The organism is Kitasatospora sp. NPDC088779, from assembly GCF_040685395.1.
Taxonomy (GTDB): domain Bacteria; phylum Actinomycetota; class Actinomycetes; order Streptomycetales; family Streptomycetaceae; genus Kitasatospora.
Genome location: NZ_JBFBHW010000014.1, coordinates 1 through 17,559, shown reverse-complemented (window position 1 = coordinate 17,559; position 17,559 = coordinate 1). Strand labels below are relative to the sequence as shown.

Here is a 17,559-nt window from a genome sequence, read left to right as displayed (position 1 = left end):
GCGGCAGCCCCCTGCGTCTGGTCCGACCCCATAGTGCCGTATCTCCTCACAGTCCGTATTCCTTCCAGCGACGGGTCACTCGTTCGGCGGTGGCCGGGTCCGAGGAGACCATCTCGGGCCACCCGCCGTCCCGGGTGTACCCCTCCTCGGGGAGCTTGCGGGTCGCGTCGATGCCGGCCTTGCCGCCCCAGAACTGCTGGTAGGAGGCGTGGTCGAGGTGGTCGACCGGGCCCTCGACGACGGTGAGGTCGCGGCTGTAGTCGACGTTGCCGAAGGCCCGCCAGGCGACCTCCTGGTAGTCGTGCACGTCGCAGTCGGAGTCCACCACGATGATCAGCTTGGTCAGCGACATCATGTGGGCGCCCCAGATGGCGTGCATCGTCTTCTGGGCGTGCTTGGGGTACTTCTTGTCGATCGAGACGATCACACAGTTGTGGAAGCCGCCGGCCTCGGGCAGGTCGTAGTCGACGATGTCCGGGATGATGATCTTCAGCAGCGGCAGGAAGAACCGCTCGGTGAACTTGCCCAACGGGCCGTCCTCGGTCGGCGGGCGGCCGACCACGATGGACTGGAGGATCGGACGGCGGCGCATCGTCACGCAGTCGATCTTCAGCGCCGGGAACGGCTCCTGCGGGGTGTAGAAGCCGGTGTGGTCGCCGAACGGGCCCTCGGGGAGCATCTCGCCGGGCTCCAGCCAGCCCTCCAGCACCACCTCGGCGTCGGCCGGGACCTGGAGCGGGACGGTCTTGCAGTCGACCATCTTCACCCGCTCCCCGGCGACGAAGCCGGCGAACAGGTACTCGTCGATGTCGCCGGGCAGCGGCGCGGTGGCCGCGTAGGTCACGGCGGGCGGGCAGCCGAAGGCGATCGCGACCGGCAGCCGCTCGCCGCGCTTCGCGGCCACCGCGTAGTGGTTGCGGCTGTCCTTGTGGATCTGCCAGTGCATGCCGATGGTGCGGCGGTCGTGCCGCTGGAGCCGGTAGAGCCCGAGGTTGCGGATGCCGCTGTCCGGGTCCTTGGTGTGGGTGAGGCCCAGGTTGAAGAAGGAGCCGCCGTCCATCGGCCAGGTGAACAGGGCGGGCAGCTCGTCCAGGTTGACGTCGTCGCCGGTGAGCACGACCTCCTGGACCGGCGCGTCACCGGACTTCACGTGCCGGGGCGGCACGTGCGCCATCGAGGCGAGCTTGCCGAAGGCGTCCCGGAAGCCGGTGAAGCCCTGCGGCAGCTCGGGCTTGAGCAGGCCGGCGATCTTCTCCGAGATGTCGTCCGGGCCCTTGAGGCCGAGCGCCTTGGCGAGGCGCCGCTCGGTGCCGAAGACGTTCATCGCGAGCGGCATCGACGAGCCCTTGACGTTCTCGAAGAGCAGCGCGGGGCCCTTGGCCTTCTGGACCCGGTCGACGATCTCGCCGATCTCCAGGTGCGGGTCCACCTCTGCCTTGATGCGCTTGAGGTCGCCCTCACGGTCGAGTGCCCGCAGGAACGAGCGGAGATCGTCGTATGCCATGCCTGTCAGTATCCGCCACCGGATAGCCTGGCTCCGTCAAGGGCCCCGGGAAGGCACCCGCCCCGACCGCCCCGCAGGGAGATCGCCGCCGTGCTGAGAATTCTTCTGACCATCATCCTTCCGCTCGCGCTCTGGGTGTGGGCGTTCATCGACTGCCTGACCACCCCCGAGGACCAGGTGAAGCACCTGCCCAAGCCGGTGTGGGTGCTCATCGTGCTGCTGTTCCCGCCGGTGGGCCCGATCGCCTGGCTGGTGGCCGGCAAGCAGCGCGGCCTCCTGCGGACCGGGGCGCCCGACGACGCCGACGGCCGTCCGGGGCAGCCGGTCCGGCGCGACGGCCGCCCGCTCGCACCGGACGACGACCCCGAATTCCTCGCCTCGTTGAAGAAGAGCGACAAGGATCACGAGGACATGCTGAAGCAGTGGGAGGCCGATTTGCGCCGCCGCGAGCAGGAGCTGCGGGGCGAGGACGAGCCCGAGGACGGCCGAAAGAGCTGATCGGAGCCACTGGGGGCATCCCCCGGACAGCCCACCCGGACGGCATCGGGTGGGCTGTGGTGTTTTTGGCGCTTCCCTACGACTCGGCGCCGTCTAGCACGGATCCGAACCGGCGCCCGACCGGACTTGAGCGGGGCTTGAGCAAGGCGCAAGAGGGCCGCCCTACATTACTGAACAACAGCCCTGACCTGCACTTTTCTTCATGTTCAGATCATCGGGCCATCACCTGACCGACAGCCCCCGGTATTCGAACAGACACCCAGCGCTCCGGCTTCGACACCACCCCTTCTGTGCAGGCCTGACATCTAAACGGACCTGACCTTGTACGGAATCGACGCCGAAACCAACGCACGGCCCCTCGTACAGTCATAAGTGAAGAAAGTGATTCGCAGCCGGGGGCACAGCAGACGTTGGCTGTCGGACAGTTCCCTCACCCTTGGAGTGGTTCGAGATGACGGTTGTGCATGAGGCGCCAGTCGACGGCGAGGTCCCCGAGGTCGCGGCCGACGCCCGCGGGCGGGTCGCCGAGCTGCACGAACTGCGCGAGAAGGTGCGGCGCGGCCCCAGCGAGAAGGCCACCGAGGCCCAGCACGCGAAGGGCAAGCTGACCGCCCGCGAGCGCATCGACCTGCTGCTGGACGAGGGCTCCTTCCGCGAGGTCGAGCCGCTGCGCCGGCACCGCGCCCAGGGCTTCGGCCTGGAGGCGAAGAAGCCGCACACCGACGGTGTGATCGTCGGCTGGGGCACCGTGCACGGGCGGACCGTCTTCACCTACGCGCACGACTTCCGGATCTTCGGCGGCGCGCTGGGCGAGGCCCACGCGCAGAAGATCCACAAGATCATGGACATGGCCATCGCGGCCGGAGCCCCCCTGGTCTCCCTCAACGACGGCGCCGGCGCCCGCATCCAGGAGGGCGTCACCGCCCTCGCCGGCTACGGCGGCATCTTCCAGCGCAACACCAAGGCCTCCGGCGTCATCCCGCAGATCTCCGTCATGCTCGGCCCCTGCGCCGGCGGCGCCGCCTACTCCCCCGCGCTGACCGACTTCGTCTTCATGGTCCGCGAGACCTCCCAGATGTTCATCACCGGACCCGACGTCGTCCAGGCCGTCACCGGCGAGAAGATCACCCAGAACGGCCTCGGCGGCGCCGACGTCCACGCCGGCGTCTCCGGCGTCTCCCACTTCGTCTACGACGACGAGCAGTCCTGCATCGAGGAAGTCCGCTACCTCCTCTCCCTGCTCCCCCAGAACAACCGCGAGATGCCGCCCCCCGCCGTCAACGACGACCCCGTCGAGCGCCGCAACGACACCCTCCTCGACCTCGTCCCCGCCGACGGCAACCGCCCCTACGACATGCGCAAGGTCATCGAGGAGATCGTCGACCACGGCGAATACCTCGAAGTCCACGAACGCTGGGCCACCAACGTCCTGTGCGTCCTGGCCCGCATCGACGGCCACGTCACCGGCATCATCGCCAACCAGCCCCAGTCCCTCGCCGGCGTCCTCGACATCAACGCCAGCGAGAAGGCCGCCCGCTTCGTCCAGATGTGCGACGCCTTCAACATCCCCCTCGTCACCATGCTCGACGTCCCCGGCTTCCTGCCCGGCGTCGACCAGGAGCACGACGGCATCATCCGCCACGGCGCCAAACTCCTCTACGCCTACTGCAACGCCACCGTGCCCCGCATCCAGCTCATCCTGCGCAAGGCCTACGGCGGCGCCTACATCGTCATGGACTCCCGCTCCATCGGCGCCGACCTCTCCTACGCCTGGCCCACCAACGAGATCGCCGTCATGGGCGCCGAAGGCGCCGCCAACGTCATCTTCCGCCGCGACATCAACGCCGCCGAAGACCCCGACGCCATGCGCGCCCAGAAGATCAAGGAATACAAGAACGAACTGATGCACCCGTACTACGCGGCCGAACGCGGCCTCGTCGACGACGTCATCGACCCCGCCGAGACCCGCCAGGTGATCGCCTCCGCCCTGGCCATGCTCCGCACCAAGCACGCCGACCTGCCCAGCCGCAAGCACGGCAACCCGCCGATGTAACGCCCGCGCCCACGCGCGGCCCGCAGCACGCAGTTCCGAGCGACCACCACACACCACAAGCCACCGGGGGAGAAAACCAGACCATGACTGCTTCCGCCGAACCCCTCGTCCGTATCGTCCGCGGCTCGCTCTCCGACGAGGAGCTGGCCGCCCTCACCGCCGTGCTGATGGCCCGGGCGGCCGTCGCGCAGCAGGCCGCCGCGACCGCGCAGGTCGAGCCGATCGCCAACTGGCAGCGCCTGGAGCGCCGCCCGGCCTACTACTCGCCGGTCAGCTGGCAGCAGGCCGCCTGACGGCCCGGAACCTCCCGCGACGGCCGGTCACCCCACCCGGGTGGCCGGCCTTCCGGCCTTCCCGGCGGCCCGGACCACCGGGCCCGGCCGGTCCGACCACCGGGTGTCCGCTCCGCCCCGGCGCGGCTCGGTAGAATACCTACTGGACGGTATGCGGCCCGCCGCCCCGTCGGCCCCCATAGGATCGGCCGCTGCCGATGGACCAGAACTATCCAGGGAGGCTGCGATGGCCAGGCAGGCCCGCGCGCTGGCGACCCGCCAGACGGTACTCCTCGCGGCGGCCGAGGTGTTCGACGAGCGGGGCTACGCCGCCGCCACGATGTCCGAGATCCTGGACCGGGCCGGTGTCACCAAGGGTGCGCTGTACTTCCACTTCCGCTCCAAGGAGGAGCTGGCGCTCGCCGTCATCGAGGGGCAGGGCGCCTGGCTGGGCACCTGGCAGCCGTCCTCGGACAGCCCGGTGCAGACCCTGATCGACCTCGGGTACGCCTTCGCCCACGCCCTCCAGGACGACCCGCTGGTGCGCGGCAGCATCCGGCTGACGATCGAGCACGGCAGCTTCACCCAGCCGCAGATCGCCGCCTACCAGGGCTGGTCCGACGTGGCCCGCGGGCTGCTGGAACGCGCCCGGGACGCCGGGGACCTCCACCCGGGGATCGATCTGGCGGCCGCCGCCGGGGTGATCACCGGGGCCGTCACCGGGATCCAGCTGAGCTCCCAGGTGCTGACCGACCGGCGGGACCTGATCCAGCGGATGTCCGACCTGTGGACGCTGGTGCTGCCCGGCCTGGTCCAGCCGCACGCGCTCGCCCGGCTGAGCGTCGCCGAGCGCGTGCCCTCCTAGGGGCTCTCCTCCGGATCACGCCGGGCGCTTCCGGGGCACCTCCCGCGACGCCTCCCGGGCGTTTCTCAGGGCGCTTGCCGGAGCTGTCCGCCCAGGGCCGCTCGGAGCCGGTAGTCGGCGCAGTGCTCCACCGCCACCAGGGCCGGCAGCGCGGCCGCCCAGAGCCGGCCGACGGCCTCCGGCCCGGGCCGGTCGGCCTCCTCGGCGGCGAGCAGCACCTGGCCGGCCGCCATCGTCGTCAGCAGTTCGGCGGCGGCCCGGCGGTCCAGCCCGGGGCGCAGCTCGCCGGCCTCGGCGGCGCGGTCCAGCAGCCGGTGGACGACGGCGGTGAGGCTGCGCCAGGCGGCGTCCGCGCCGGGCGGGCCGTCCGGGGTGTCGGCCCGGGGTGGGCCCTGGCGGCCGAGCCGGACGCCGGCCCGGACCATCACGTCCTCGCGCAGCAGCCGGGCGAGTTCGTGCGAGAAGTCGATCAGGCCCTGGAGGGCCGGTCCGCCGGAGCGCAGGGCGCGCAGCGCGGCCGAGCCGATCTCGCGCCCGGCGGCGGCACGCACGCCGTCGGCGAGGGCCTGCTTGGAGACGAAGTGGAAGTAGAGGGCCCCCTTGCTCACCCCGGCCCGGCGGCTGATGTCGACCAGGCTGGCGGCCTCGAAGCCCACGCCGGCGAACGTGTCCGCCGCGGCGAGCAGCACGGCACGCCTGGTCCGCCCCGCGCGTTCCTGCTTGACCACTGGGCCCCTCCGGACTCGGCCGGACGCGTTTCCCCCCGCCCGCCCCGCTGCTGTCAGCGCGCCGCCGTTGGGGGCGACGCCTCGCATGCGGACGGCGCCGACCGAAACCGCATGGTTGGTATCTAATCTAGCTCCTTCGCCGACCCCGCCGTCCAGTGGGGAGCACCCCCGCCCCGGGCCTGCCACCCCCTGGGCGGCCATTACCCCAGTCCAGAGGCCGGGTAGCGTGGTCGCGTCGGGCTGCGCGGCAGGGGCCACCCCAGACGCAGAAGAGAAACCGGGTGGTCTGTATGTTTTCTTTCAGGCGGCCGTACCGGCCGCTCGACCGCCACCCTGGAGTAGGGCCCGTCATGCCATTGATCGTAGAGCCGGACGCCCACGGTCCGTACGCCCACCCCGGTCCCGGCTACGACTTCCACGAGCGGACCGTCTCCCGCCACCTGGTGCACCGCACCTCGGTGTCCGAGGTGTTCCTCACCGGCTGGCAGGCCACCGGTCCGTACGACTTCCTGCTCGGCGCCCAGTGGCCCCGGCTGCACGCCTTCTACCGCCTGCCCGGGGACCGCTTCCACGACCCGGTGCTGATGGCCGAGACCATCCGGCAGGCCGGACTGCTGATCGGCCACGCCGGCTTCGGAGTGCCGCGCGGCCACCACTTCGTCATGGAGGACCTCTCCTACGCGCTCGGCCCGGACGGCCTGCGCGGCCTGGCCGTCACCACCGGACCGGCCTCGCTGATGCTCGCGGTCGGCTGCGAGGACGTCCGGATGCGGCACGGGCGGCTGGTCTCGCTGCGGGTGCACATCGACATATCCCGGGACGGCCACCCAATCGGCCACGGCTCCGGCCAGTTGCGGGTCGTCTCCCCCGCCTCCTACGCCCGGCTGCGCGGCCCCGAGCGGCGGGCCGCCACCCTGCCCCGGCCGCCCGCGCCCACCGCGCCCGAACTGGTCGGCCGCGCACAGCCCACGGACGTCGTGCTCAGCCCCACCCTGCGGCCCGACACCTGGCTGCTGCGCACCGACGCCGGGCACCCGGTGCTGTTCGACCACGAGCTGGACCACGTGCCCGGGATGCTGGTGCTGGAGGCCGCCCGGCAGGCCGCCCAGCGGCTGCGCCACCCCGAACCGGTGGTGCCGGTCGAGCTGGTGACGTCCTTCGACCGCTACATCGAGCTGGACCGGCCCTGCCTCGTCCAGGCGGTCCACGAGCAGGCGCCGGACGGCCGCCGGCTGCCCGTCCGGGTGCTGCTGGTCCAGGACGGGCGGACGGCGGCCGACTGCCGGCTGCTCACCGAACCGATCGACGGGCCCGCCGACGGATCGGCGGACAGGCCGGCCGACAGGCGGGGTGACAGACCGGGCGACAGACCGGGAGAGCCGCCGACGGTGCCCGCCCGGCGGGAGGCCTTCGACGACCGCCCCGCCGGCCAGGGCATCGGCAGCCCCCGGCTGCCACTGGCCAGTTGAACCGGCCTCCCCCGAGCGCCCCCTGGGCCCCCTCGACCGCCCGCTAGGCGGCGACCAGCGCCGACGGCCGACCGGCGTGCATCACGCTGAGGTTGGTGGCCAGCCGGACCGGGTCCTGGGCCAGCCAGAGCCGCAGCGCCGCGCCCAGCATCGCGCTGGCCGACTCGATCCGGACCTCGGTGACCTGCGCGATCCGCGCCGCGCCGGGCACCAGCAGGTCGGCCAGCGGGGTCGGCAGCCAGACCGTCAGCGCGCACGGCGCCGGCGCCGCCAGGGCGCCCAGCAGGCGGTAGGCGTCCACCGGCGAGCTGAGCGTGGGGATGATGTCCAGCAGGCCATCGGCCACCACCTCGGACACGTCGCTGCGGTGTCCCTGGGCGAGCCGGCGGAGCAACGTGCGCTCGGCGGCGGTGATTCGGACGGTCAGCATGACCTCGTCGCACTCCATTGCGCGATTTCCTCCTCGTTCCTCCCCGTGCCGGCCGGCGGCCGGCACGAACTACCCCTGTCGCACCTCGGCCCGGCTACCTTCTGCGGAGAGCCGGGCCGGTGGGTGACTGTGTGCCCCGGTCAGATCCCCGCGTAGGAGTGCTTGCCGGTGACGAAGATGTTCACGCCGTAGTAGTTGAAGAGCCAGCAGGCGAAGGCCGCCAGCGCCAGGTAGGCCGCCTTGCGGCCCTTCCAGCCGGCCGTCGCGCGGGCGTGCAGGTAGCAGGCGTAGGCGACCCAGGTGATGAACGACCAGGTCTCCTTCGGGTCCCACTCCCAGTACTTGCCCCAGGCCGCCTCGGCCCAGATCGCGCCCGCGATGATGGTGAAGGTCCAGAGCGGGAAGACCAGGGCGTTGATCCGGTAGGACAGCTTGTCGAAGGTGGACGCGGCGGGCAGCCGGCGCCAGACCGACGCCGGGGTGCCCAGCGGGCCGGTGGTCAGGCCGGCCGCGATCCGCTTGTCGAAGGAGTCCTTGCCGAGGTAGAGCAGAGTGGCGATGAACGCCGCGTAGAAGGCGCCGCCGCAGAAGATCGCGGTCGAGACGTGGATCGCCAGCCACGGCGAGTGCAGCGCCGGGACGAGCTGCTCGGAGTCGGTGTAGAGCACCGTGGTGGCGATGCCGAGGGTCAGCAGCCCCGCGAGCACGACCGGCAGGCCGAGCCAGCGGACGTTCTTCTTCGAGGCCAGCAGCACCAGGTACGCCGCCGTCATGGCGAAGGCGAAGGCGCAGGAGAACTCGTACATGTTGCCCCACGGCCAGCGGGAGACCGAGAGGCCGCGGGTGACGATGCCGCCGGCGTGCAGCAGGGCACCCAGCACGGTGAGCGAGACCGCGATCCGGCCGGCCAGGTCGGCCCGGGTGCTGTTGCCGGCCGCGCCCGGACCGTCCTCCTCGTCCGCGCCGCGCCCGCTGGTGACCACCGTCGCGCCCTCGCCCGCCAGGGCGGTGCGGGTGAGCGTGGTGGTGCCGCCGCCGGCCCCCGCCACGGTGACGGTGACCTTCTTCGCGCCCTTGGTGCCGGCGACGGTCTCGGACAGGCTGCCCGACTGCTCCGTCGAGCGGACGGCGACGGCGCCCTTGCTGCCGAAAGTCCACTCGATCATGTGGGCGAACATGGCGAGCGTGTAGACCACCATCGCCGAATAGATCAGCTTGTTGGAGAGGTCGGCCAGCTGTGGGTCGACCCCCGAGGCGAGATGCACCGTCTACTCCTTGGAGTTCTGGTCGGCAGGGACTGCGGGTTCTGCGGGTGCGTCCGAAGCCGCGGCGGCCTCGGGTCCGGGGGCCTCGGCTGCGGGGTCCTCGGCTTCGGGATCCTCGGGCGCGGGGCCTTCGGGTGCGGCGTCGTCCTCGTCCTCCGACGCCGGGGCGTCGTCCTGGAGGTCCACCGCGAGTTCGGCCAGCTCCTCGGCGATCTTCGCCGACTCACTGCGGGCCAGACCGGCCAGCTCCACCTGGGTGCCGCCGCCCGGCAGGGCGACCGCGCGCACCCAGATCCGGCGTCGCTGCACGAACAGCGAGCCGATCAGGCCGAGGATCGCCAGCACCGCACCGGTCAGGGCGATCGTGTTGCCCGGGCGGTGCGAGACGTTGAAGCTGGCCCACTGCTTGTAGCCCTCGAAGGTGACGCTGCCGTAGCCGTCCGGCAGGTCCCAGGCCTGGCCGGGCTTGAGCCGGGCCTTGGCGGGCTGGCCGTCCTGGGTCAGCTGGGTCAGCTTCCGGTCGTTGAGCTGGTAGATGTTCTGCGGCAGGCCGGAGTCGGTGCCCAGGTCGCCCGCGAAGGCGTTCAGCACCAGCTCGGGGGCGGCGTCGCCGGGGTAGAGCGAGACCGGGCCGGTGCCCTCGAAGCTCAGCGGCGCGGTCGGCAGGAAGAAGCCGGAGAAGCCCATCTGGGTCGGGTTGCCGTCCGGGCCAGCGCCGTAGTCGGAGACCTTCACGACACCGGTCGAGGTCAGGTTGCTGTCCTGCGGCAGGAACGGCACGGCACCCCGGTAGACGACGTCGCCCTTGCCGTTCTTGACGGTGATGACCGGGGCGTAGCCGTGGCCGATCAGGAAGACCTTGCTGCCGCCGATCTCCAGCGGGTGGTTGACCTCGATCGTGCCCTGCTTGAGCTTCGAGGTGTCCTCGCCCGCCGTGTACTCGACGTTCGCGGTGAACTGCCGGGCGGCGCCGATCTGGTCGCCCTTGTCCTGGAACTTGGCGGTGAAGCCGTTCAGCTTCAGGTAGAAGGGGTCGAGGTCCTCGGTGCCGTAGAACCGCGTGCCGTTGAAGTCGTCGAGCTGGGTGATGGTGTTGGAGTAGCCCTCGCCCTCGACCATCAGCTTGCCGCCGGTGCCGGACGCCAGGCTGGCCCAGGCGAAGCCGCCGAGCAGCGCGAACAGCGACATGTGGAAGAGCAGGTTGCCGACCTCGCGCAGGTAGCCCTTCTCGGCGGCCACCGAGCCGCCGGCCAGGTTGGCGCGGAACCGGCGCTTGCGCAGCAGCCGGTGGGCGGCGGCGTTCACCGCGTCGGCGTCCGCCTCGGTGCGCCAGACCGCGTAGACCGGCATCCGGGTCAGGTTGCGCGGCGCGGCCGGCGGCTGGGCCCGCAGCACGCCGACGAACTGCCAGGTGCGCGGGACGATGCAGCCGGCCAGCGAGACGAACAGCAGGATGTAGATCGCGGAGAACCAGACCGAGCTGTAGACGTCGAACAGTTGGAGCTTCTCGTAGATCGGCGCGACCGTGGTGTGGTGCGTCTTCCACGCCTCGACCTTGAGCAGGCCCTGGCCGTTCTGGTACTGCGGGATCAGCGAGCCCGGGATGGCGGCCAGCGACAGCAGGAAGAGCAGGATCAGCGCGACCCGCATCGAGGTCAGCTGGCGCCACATCCAGCGCGCCCAGCCCAGGACCCCTATGCCGGTGGGGCCCTCGGACTCGACCGGCGCGCTGCTGAGCCGCTCGGCGGCCGCGTCGTCCGGCGCCGGGGGCAGCTCGGCCTCGGTCGTGGTCTTGCTCACGGTCAGATTCCGATCGAGAAGTCGGCGGTCCAGGACTGCAGTTCGCTCATCGTCGAGTCCCAGATGCCGGTGACGAGCAGCAGACCGACCGCGACGAGCATGCCGCCGCCGATCCGCATGACGAGCGGGTAGTGCCGCTTGACCCAGCCGAAGGCACCCAGGGCCCGGCGGAAGGCCAGCGCGGCCACGATGAACGGTACGCCCAGTCCCAGGCAGTAGAAGGTCATCAGCAGGGCGCCGCGCTCCGCGTCGGCCTGGTTCAGGGCCAGGTTCTGGACGGTCGCCAGGGTCGGGCCGATGCAGGGCGTCCAGCCGACGCCGAACACCATGCCGAGCAGCGGGGCGCCCAGCAGGCCGACCGCCGGGCGGCGGTGGGAGCGCACCTCGCGCATGCTCAGGCCGGGGACGAGGCCCATGAAGGCGAGGCCCATCACGATGGTCAGCGCGCCGAGCACGATCGAGATGACCCGCTTGTGCGCCTGGAGGGTGTCCCCGAACTGGCCGAACAGCGCCCCGCCCGAGACGAACACCGCGGTGAAGCCGAGGATGAACAGCGTCGCCCCGAGCAGCATCCGGCCGCGCCGCGCACCGCGGGCGTCCGCGAGGTCGGCGGCGGAGAAGCCGGTCACGTACGACAGGTAGCCGGGGACGAGCGGCAGCACGCAGGGCGAGAAGAACGACACCAGCCCGGCCGCCAGCGCGATCGGCGCGGCCACCAGCAGTGCCCCGCTCTGGAGGGTCCCGGTGTTGTCGGCGAGCTGTAGCGGCAGGCTCACTGCTTCGGCTCCGCGACCACCGGCTGGAGGATCGACTCCAGCGCGTCCTGGGTCGTGCCGCCGACGGCGCGGGCGGCCAGCTTGCCGTCGCGGTCGACGATCAGGGTGGTCGGGAGCGACTGCAGGCTGAGGCTGCCCTTGGGGAACTTGAGCAGCTGGGTGCCCGCCGGGTCGAAGATGCTCGGGTAGGTGACGCCCTGCTCCTGCTCGAAGCGGATGGCGTTGGTCTTGTCGCTGTCCCGGGTGTTGACGCCGAGGAACTGGACGCCCTGGTCCTTGTACTTCTCCGAGACGGCCTGGAGGCTCTTCGCCTCGGCCCGGCACGGCCCGCACCAGGAGCCCCAGACGTTCAGCACCACGACCTTGCCGTGGTAGTCCGAGAGCTTGGTCTGGCCGCCGTCCAGGGTCTCCCCGGAGATGTCCGGTGCGCTCCCGCGCTTGCCGGTGTCCACCTTCGACAGGTTGGTCCCCTTGACGGTGACGAAGCCGACCTGGCCTTCGCCGCTGCCCGACGAGCCCGAGGACGAACAGCCGGTGAGGACGAGCGCAGCGGCGGCGACAGTGGCGGCAGCTGCGGCGACACGGGGACGGGGGCGCGCCATGGCAGACATGTGAAAAGTTTCGCATGGAGTTCCGGGCAGGTTCGCCGGGGTCCTCCCTAGCGCGTCGCACCCCCTCTGACCTGTGACGGAGTCGGGCCGCCCGGCTCTCGCCGGGCGGCCCGATCCCATACTTACGCGGGGTTTACCAACGGCCCCGCGGACTCACGCGCCGAAGCTCTTGCCCACCGGCTTGTCCTTGCCGCCCTTGCCGATCAGGTGCGCGGGCAACAGGTCGCGGGCCGGCTCGCGGTAGCCGACCGAGACGATCTTGTCGCCCTCGAAGGTGAAGCTGGTCAGCGAGGCCAGCGAGCACTGCCGGCGGCGCGGGTCGTGCCAGAGCCGGCGGCGCTCGACGAAGGAGCGGACGATCCAGATCGGCAGCTGGTGGCTGACGCAGACCGCCTCGTGCCCGCGCGCGGCGTCCCGGGCGGCGCCGAGCGCGCCCATCATCCGCACCACCTGGTCGAGGTAGGGCTCGCCCCAGGAGGGCTTGAACGGGTTGGTGAGGTACTTCCAGTAGCCCGGGTTCCGCAGCGAGCCGTCTCCGACGCCGAAGGTCTTGCCCTCGAAGATGTTGTCCGCCTCGATCAGCCGCTCGTCCGCCGCGACGTCCAGGCCGTGCGCCTTGGCGATCGGCCCGGCGGTCTCCTGGGCCCGCTCCAGCGGGGACGCCACCACGTGGGTGATGTCCCGGCCGGCCAGGTCCTCGGCGACCCGCTCGGCCATCTCCCGGCCCAGCTCGGACAGCCGGTAGCCCGGCAGGCGCCCGTACAGGATGCCCTCCGGGTTGTGCACCTCACCGTGCCGCATCAGATGGACGACGGTGATCTCTTTGGCGCTCACTTCTCAGTACTCCTGGGGCTCGCAGGGATGGATCGGGGCCTGGGTCCTGTCCGGCCTAGACCGTGGCCGCGGCGGCCGCGCGGGCGGCGGCCGGAAGGGCGGCGGCGATCCGCTCGATCGCCCGCTCGTCGTGGGCCGCCGAGACGAACCAGGACTCGAAGGCGGACGGCGGCAGGTAGACACCCTCGGCGAGCATCGCGTGGAAGAAGGCGGTGAAACGGTACGCCTCCTGGGTCTTGGCCTCGTCGTAGTTGGTGACGGCGGCCTCGGTGAAGAACACCGAGAACATGTTCCCGGCGGTCTGCAGCCGGTGCGTCACGCCCTCCTTGGTGAGCGCCTCCGACACCAGGCCGGAGATCTCGGCAGCGACCTTGTCCACGGTCGCGTACACCTCGTCGGTGCAGCCGCGCAGTTGGGCCAGGCCGGCCGCGGTGGCGATCGGGTTACCGGACAGGGTGCCCGCCTGGTAGACCGGGCCGGCCGGGGCCAGGTGGGCCATCACGTCGGCACGCCCGCCGAAGGCCGCGGCCGGGAAGCCGCCGCCCATGACCTTGCCGAAGGTCAGCAGGTCCGGCGCCCAGCCCTCGTTCGCCGCCTCCAGGCCGTACCAGCCGGCCTTGGAGACGCGGAAGCCGGTCATCACCTCGTCCGAGACGAACAGCGCGCCGTTCGTCCGGCAGAGCCGGGCCAGGCCCGCGTTGAAGCCGGGCAGCGGCGGGACGACGCCCATGTTGCCGGGCGAGGCCTCGGTGATCACGCAGGCGATCTCGCCCGGGTGGGCGGCGAAGGCCTGCTCGACGGCGGCCAGGTCGTTGTAGGGCAGCACGATGGTGTCGCCGGCCTGGGCGCCGGTGACGCCCGGGGTGTCCGGCAGGCCGAAGGTGGCCACGCCCGAACCGGCGGCGGCCAGCAGGGCGTCCACGTGGCCGTGGTAGCAGCCGGCGAACTTCACCACCTTCGCGCGCCCGGTGAAGCCGCGGGCCAGCCGGATCGCGGACATGGTGGCCTCGGTGCCGGAGGAGACCAGGCGGACCTGCTCGACCGGGGCGACCCGGCCGACGATCTCCTCGGCCAGCTCGACCTCGCCCTGGCCGGGCGTGCCGAAGGATGTGCCGCGGGTGACCGCCTGCTGGACGGCGTCGATCACCGCGGGGTGCGCGTGGCCGAGGATCATCGGGCCCCACGAGCACACCAGGTCGACGTACTCGCGGCCGTCGGCGTCGGTGAGGTAGGGGCCGGCGCCGGACACCATGAAGCGCGGCGTGCCGCCGACCGCGCGGAAGGCGCGCACCGGGGAGTTGACGCCGCCGGGCGTCACGACGGAGGCGCGGTCGAACAGCGACTGGGACTGGGGGGCTTCGTAGGGGTAGCTCACGGGAGACATGGTCTCAAATCGTGTCCTTGAGCTCTGCATGTCGGACCCGATCATCTGGAACGATGATCCGGGCACCGTTGTCTGTACGGTGGTCCGTACAGACGGGGCCGCTGACTGCTCCGGAGCACGGACCAGTCAGACTGTGCACTCAGAGTGCGCAAGTGTTCCGGTTGTGTGCAGGGGTGTGGAGAGGACTGCCGCGTACCGCGAGTGGGTACGGCGGCGCATGACGGGTAAGGAGCACGTCCGGAGGGACGCCGGACGTGCGGGGGTCTGTCGATTCCGGCGAATTCCGGTGAGGATGGTCCGAGTGTCCGAGGCGCAGGACGGCTACGACGAGGCTGCGGGGGGCTCCCGCAGGCCCGCCGAAACCGCACGCGGGGGTAAGGGAGCGGGCACGGGTCGTGGCCGCCGCGGCGGCGAGAGGCGGGGTGAGGGACGCGTGGGGGTGACGTACAAGTACTTCGGCGCACCGGATCGCGCCACCGCCGCCAGAGTCCCCACCGCCCTCGGACCGGGCGGGCTCGGCCTGGACGCCGGCGAACTCGGCTCGCTCGGGCGGCTCGGCGACCTGATGGAGACCAGCGGCTCCCCCAACGGCCACCTCTCCACCAAGATCAAGCCGGAGACCATGAGCGCCATGGTCCTCACCGGCATCCAGGGCGTCCCGCTGCACCAGGTCCCGCCGCTGGAACTCGTCGTGCTGCACCCCGACTACGCCGTCGTCCAACTCCCGCAGAACGTCGTCGAACCGCTCCGCAAGGCCGACGAGACCGAACTCGGCGCCGCCGCCTTCATCTGGTCCACCGTCCCCGACCGGCGCGGACCGCGCGACGCCTTCGTGATCTACAGCATGCTGCACGAGTGGCAGGACTTCGCCAACCGCCTGCACGAGGCCGGGCACCAGCTGTACTGCCTGGTCTGGCCGTAGGACTTCCCGGAATCCTTCGCCCCGCCCGTCGAACGGCGGCCGGGACGAAGGGATGTGACCTCGCGTCAGTTCGTCCGGGCGCGGCGCGCCCGCCGTACCGCCCGTTCGCTCTCCACCGGCTCCGCCAGCGGCCCGTCCACCAGGCGCGTCAGCGCCGACACGAACACGTCCCGCTCCGGGCCGGGCAGCGACTCCAGCACCTCCCGGTGCACCCGGTCGGCGATCGCGGTGCCCCGCTCGACGGCGCGCTCGCCCGCCTCGGTGACGGAGATGATCCTGGCCCGGCGGTCGGTCGCGGACGGGCGGCGCTCGGCCAGGCCCGCCTTCTCCAGCTCGTCCACGGTGACCACCATGGTGGTCTTGTCCAGGTCCGACAGCTCGGCCAGCTGGATCTGGGTGCGCTCGGTCTCCTGCGCGTGGAACAGCACGGAGTACGCGCGGGGGGTGATCCCGAGCTCGGTGAAGGCGGCCGCCATCCGGGTCGCCAGCACGTGGCTCGCGTGGTCCAGCAGGCCGGAGATGTCACGGATCTGGCGCACGGGCGGGGTCGTCGTCATACGTCCGAGATTAGCAACGGCCCGTCCGCTGCCGGATGATCCCGTTGGCAACCAACCCCGGGTCTACGGGATGCCCAACTCGAACAGCGCATACCCCGCGTACCAGCCCGCCGCCACCACCGGCATCGCGAGCAGGCCGACCAGCGAGGACGTCCGCACCCGGCGCAGTGCCACCGCCAGGCCGATGAACAGCGGGAAGGCCGGCAGCAGGTAGCGCGAGATGTTGCCGAAGATCTGGTTGCTGCTCAGCGCGGTGGCGATGGTGAGCACCGTGTAGACCACCAGCACCAGCGGCGGCCGGGTGCGCCACAGCAGCACCAGCAGTCCGGGCAGGGCGATCAGCAGGGCGATCGCGATCAGGTCCGGGATGGGGTTGGACTGCCAGAAGTTCCAGTGCCCGGTGATCACGTCCATGACGGTGCGGACCGTGGAGGCGCCGCCGTCGAAGTAACGGTTCCAGGCGCCCCGCTGGAGCTTGAAGTAGCCGCCCCAGTCGCCCATCCGGTAGCCGACCCAGACGACGTACCCGATCAGGCCCCACGGGGTGATCAGCATCGCGGTCAGCGGCCGGGCCACCCCGTCGGTGCGCCGGATCAGCGCCACCAGCGCGGCGATCGACACCGCGGCGATCAGCGCGGCGGCGGTCGGCCGGTTGAGGCCCGCCACCAGCGCCAGCACGCCGGCCGTCAGCCAGTGGCGGGTCATCACGCAGTAGCAGGCCCAGGCGGACAGCGCGACGAACAGCGAGTCCGAGTAGACCGCCCACTCCACCCCCGAACCCGGGAACAGGCCCCAGATCACCGCGGCGATCACGCCCGCCCGGAAACCGCCGAGCCGCTCCGCGATCGCGAAGATCCCCGCCGCCGCGACGAGCGAGGCGATCACCGAGACGGCGATCCCGGAGCCGTACGGGCCGAGCCCGGTGACCGCGCCGACCAGCCGCATCAGCCACGGGTAGAGCGGGAAGAAGGCGGCCGAGTTCTCGTAGTAGGAGGCCAGCGGCCAGCCGTGCATCGGGAGCAGCTGCGGGTCGTAGCCGTTCTCGGCGATCCGCTGGTACCAGACGCCGTCCCAGGTGCCCAGCACGTCCCACGGCTGGGCGCCGCCGCCGCGGCCCGGGTTCTTCTTGAGGTAGTCCCCGGTGTGCGACAGCAGCAGCATGAAGACCGTGAGGCCGATGGCCTTGACCACCGCGTACGCCCCGAGCGCGGGCGCGAAGCGCTCCACCAGGGCGCCGAACCGCCCGGGCCGCCGGCCCGCCCGCTCCTCGGAGCGCTCCGCGGGCCGCTCCGCCTCCGGCGCCGCGGGCGCGCCGGGCTCGGTGCTGGACGACTCGGTGCTCGATGCCGTGCTCATCTGCTCTGGGTACTCCCCGCCACGCTGGTGGTCCGCGCGGCTACGGCGCAGCGATTTCAGGTGAGCCTACGGCACGTCCCCACCTGCCCCGCGAACGCCCGCCCACCCCGAAAACCCCGTGGCGGGGGGCGGCCCCCCCCCGGGGGGGGGGGGCCGGGCGAGGGGCGCGGGAGGCCGGGGGAGCGAGCGCGGGCCGACGGATGTTGAAGAACAAAGCGATGGGGGCGGCCCCGGG

Annotated in this window: 17 protein-coding genes; 6 read left to right on the top strand and 11 right to left on the bottom strand. The window is 71.6% G+C overall.

The annotated features are described in order from the left end of the window. Positions 1 to 46: 46 nt before the first annotated feature. Positions 47 to 1,504 (bottom strand): menaquinone biosynthesis decarboxylase, encoded by a 1,458-nt coding sequence (locus tag AB0P03_RS15635; RefSeq protein ID WP_363579947.1) that lies wholly within the window; start codon positions 1,502 to 1,504, stop codon positions 47 to 49. A gap of 90 nt (positions 1,505 to 1,594) precedes the next feature. Between AB0P03_RS15635 and AB0P03_RS15630 the strand changes: the two genes are divergently transcribed. The 4 genes from AB0P03_RS15630 to AB0P03_RS15615 all read left to right on the top strand — a co-directional run bounded on the left by AB0P03_RS15630 (position 1,595) and on the right by AB0P03_RS15615 (position 5,192). Further along, entirely contained in the window at positions 1,595 to 2,002 is a 408-nt protein-coding gene (locus tag AB0P03_RS15630) for a PLD nuclease N-terminal domain-containing protein (protein WP_363579946.1), read from the top strand. A gap of 451 nt (positions 2,003 to 2,453) precedes the next feature. Beyond that, the gene (locus tag AB0P03_RS15625) at positions 2,454 to 4,055 is read left to right on the top strand and encodes an acyl-CoA carboxylase subunit beta (RefSeq protein ID WP_063348880.1); all 1,602 of its coding nucleotides are present in this window, start codon (positions 2,454 to 2,456) and stop codon (positions 4,053 to 4,055) included. An 83-nt stretch (positions 4,056 to 4,138) separates the two neighbouring features. Next, complete coding sequence (locus AB0P03_RS15620) at positions 4,139 to 4,348, top strand: acyl-CoA carboxylase subunit epsilon (RefSeq protein WP_063348879.1); 210 nt, start codon at positions 4,139 to 4,141, stop codon at positions 4,346 to 4,348. A gap of 226 nt (positions 4,349 to 4,574) precedes the next feature. Continuing rightward, positions 4,575 to 5,192, top strand: a complete 618-nt coding sequence (locus AB0P03_RS15615; RefSeq protein ID WP_350878465.1) for a ScbR family autoregulator-binding transcription factor — start codon at positions 4,575 to 4,577, stop codon at positions 5,190 to 5,192. Between the two features lie 65 nt (positions 5,193 to 5,257). Here the strand turns inward: AB0P03_RS15615 and AB0P03_RS15610 are convergent, their stop codons facing one another. After that, complete coding sequence (locus tag AB0P03_RS15610) at positions 5,258 to 5,920, bottom strand: ScbR family autoregulator-binding transcription factor (RefSeq protein ID WP_363579945.1); 663 nt, start codon at positions 5,918 to 5,920, stop codon at positions 5,258 to 5,260. Positions 5,921 to 6,270: 350 nt separating this feature from the next. On the opposite strand from AB0P03_RS15610, the gene AB0P03_RS15605 reads away from it, so the two are divergent. Next, complete coding sequence (locus AB0P03_RS15605; protein ID WP_363629287.1) at positions 6,271 to 7,389, top strand: ScbA/BarX family gamma-butyrolactone biosynthesis protein; 1,119 nt, start codon at positions 6,271 to 6,273, stop codon at positions 7,387 to 7,389. 43 nt (positions 7,390 to 7,432) lie between these two features. On the opposite strand, the gene AB0P03_RS15600 is transcribed toward AB0P03_RS15605, so the two are convergent. From AB0P03_RS15600 to hemL, 7 genes are all read right to left on the bottom strand, one after another. Next, the gene (locus AB0P03_RS15600) at positions 7,433 to 7,819 is read right to left on the bottom strand and encodes a hypothetical protein (RefSeq protein ID WP_363579943.1); all 387 of its coding nucleotides are present in this window, start codon (positions 7,817 to 7,819) and stop codon (positions 7,433 to 7,435) included. Between the two features lie 140 nt (positions 7,820 to 7,959). Further along, positions 7,960 to 9,084, bottom strand: a complete 1,125-nt coding sequence (ccsB, locus tag AB0P03_RS15595) for a c-type cytochrome biogenesis protein CcsB (protein ID WP_063348874.1) — start codon at positions 9,082 to 9,084, stop codon at positions 7,960 to 7,962. A gap of 3 nt (positions 9,085 to 9,087) precedes the next feature. Beyond that, a complete protein-coding gene (locus AB0P03_RS15590; RefSeq protein ID WP_363579942.1) occupies positions 9,088 to 10,884 on the bottom strand; it encodes a cytochrome c biogenesis protein ResB in 1,797 nt (598 codons plus the stop codon). 2 nt (positions 10,885 to 10,886) lie between these two features. Beyond that, complete coding sequence (locus AB0P03_RS15585) at positions 10,887 to 11,660, bottom strand: cytochrome c biogenesis protein CcdA (RefSeq protein WP_363579941.1); 774 nt, start codon at positions 11,658 to 11,660, stop codon at positions 10,887 to 10,889. Next, positions 11,657 to 12,262 carry a TlpA disulfide reductase family protein gene (locus tag AB0P03_RS15580; protein WP_363629285.1) on the bottom strand — a complete coding sequence of 202 codons (606 nt, stop codon included), beginning with the start codon at positions 12,260 to 12,262 and terminating at the stop codon, positions 11,657 to 11,659. Before AB0P03_RS15580 ends, AB0P03_RS15585 begins: the two co-directional genes overlap by 4 nt. 162 nt (positions 12,263 to 12,424) lie before the next feature. Further along, positions 12,425 to 13,072, bottom strand: a complete 648-nt coding sequence (locus AB0P03_RS15575; protein WP_079136296.1) for a histidine phosphatase family protein — start codon at positions 13,070 to 13,072, stop codon at positions 12,425 to 12,427. 88 nt (positions 13,073 to 13,160) lie between these two features. Further along, positions 13,161 to 14,489 carry a glutamate-1-semialdehyde 2,1-aminomutase gene (gene hemL, locus AB0P03_RS15570; protein ID WP_363629283.1) on the bottom strand — a complete coding sequence of 443 codons (1,329 nt, stop codon included), beginning with the start codon at positions 14,487 to 14,489 and terminating at the stop codon, positions 13,161 to 13,163. Between the two features lie 433 nt (positions 14,490 to 14,922). Between hemL and AB0P03_RS15565 the strand changes: the two genes are divergently transcribed. Continuing rightward, entirely contained in the window at positions 14,923 to 15,411 is a 489-nt protein-coding gene (locus AB0P03_RS15565; protein WP_063348869.1) for a hypothetical protein, read from the top strand. Positions 15,412 to 15,476: 65 nt separating this feature from the next. Here the strand turns inward: AB0P03_RS15565 and AB0P03_RS15560 are convergent, their stop codons facing one another. Beyond that, positions 15,477 to 15,968 carry a MarR family transcriptional regulator gene (locus tag AB0P03_RS15560; RefSeq protein ID WP_063348868.1) on the bottom strand — a complete coding sequence of 164 codons (492 nt, stop codon included), beginning with the start codon at positions 15,966 to 15,968 and terminating at the stop codon, positions 15,477 to 15,479. 63 nt (positions 15,969 to 16,031) lie between these two features. After that, entirely contained in the window at positions 16,032 to 17,324 is a 1,293-nt protein-coding gene (locus tag AB0P03_RS15555) for a glycosyltransferase family 39 protein (RefSeq protein ID WP_363579937.1), read from the bottom strand. Between the last annotated feature and the right edge of the window lie 235 nt (positions 17,325 to 17,559).

Coding starts and splice junctions, on each gene's coding strand:
- AB0P03_RS15625 (WP_063348880.1), top strand. CDS start 2,454: ATGACGGTTGTGCATGAGGCGCCAGTCGACGGCGAGGTCCCCGAGGTC.
- AB0P03_RS15555 (WP_363579937.1), bottom strand. CDS start 17,324: ATGAGCACGGCATCGAGCACCGAGTCGTCCAGCACCGAGCCCGGCGCG.
- AB0P03_RS15600 (WP_363579943.1), bottom strand. CDS start 7,819: ATGCTGACCGTCCGAATCACCGCCGCCGAGCGCACGTTGCTCCGCCGG.
- hemL (WP_363629283.1), bottom strand. CDS start 14,489: ATGTCTCCCGTGAGCTACCCCTACGAAGCCCCCCAGTCCCAGTCGCTG.
- AB0P03_RS15620 (WP_063348879.1), top strand. CDS start 4,139: ATGACTGCTTCCGCCGAACCCCTCGTCCGTATCGTCCGCGGCTCGCTC.
- AB0P03_RS15615 (WP_350878465.1), top strand. CDS start 4,575: ATGGCCAGGCAGGCCCGCGCGCTGGCGACCCGCCAGACGGTACTCCTC.
- AB0P03_RS15575 (WP_079136296.1), bottom strand. CDS start 13,072: ATGCGGCACGGTGAGGTGCACAACCCGGAGGGCATCCTGTACGGGCGC.
- AB0P03_RS15580 (WP_363629285.1), bottom strand. CDS start 12,262: ATGGCGCGCCCCCGTCCCCGTGTCGCCGCAGCTGCCGCCACTGTCGCC.
- AB0P03_RS15635 (WP_363579947.1), bottom strand. CDS start 1,504: ATGGCATACGACGATCTCCGCTCGTTCCTGCGGGCACTCGACCGTGAG.
- AB0P03_RS15605 (WP_363629287.1), top strand. CDS start 6,271: ATGCCATTGATCGTAGAGCCGGACGCCCACGGTCCGTACGCCCACCCC.
- AB0P03_RS15560 (WP_063348868.1), bottom strand. CDS start 15,968: ATGACGACGACCCCGCCCGTGCGCCAGATCCGTGACATCTCCGGCCTG.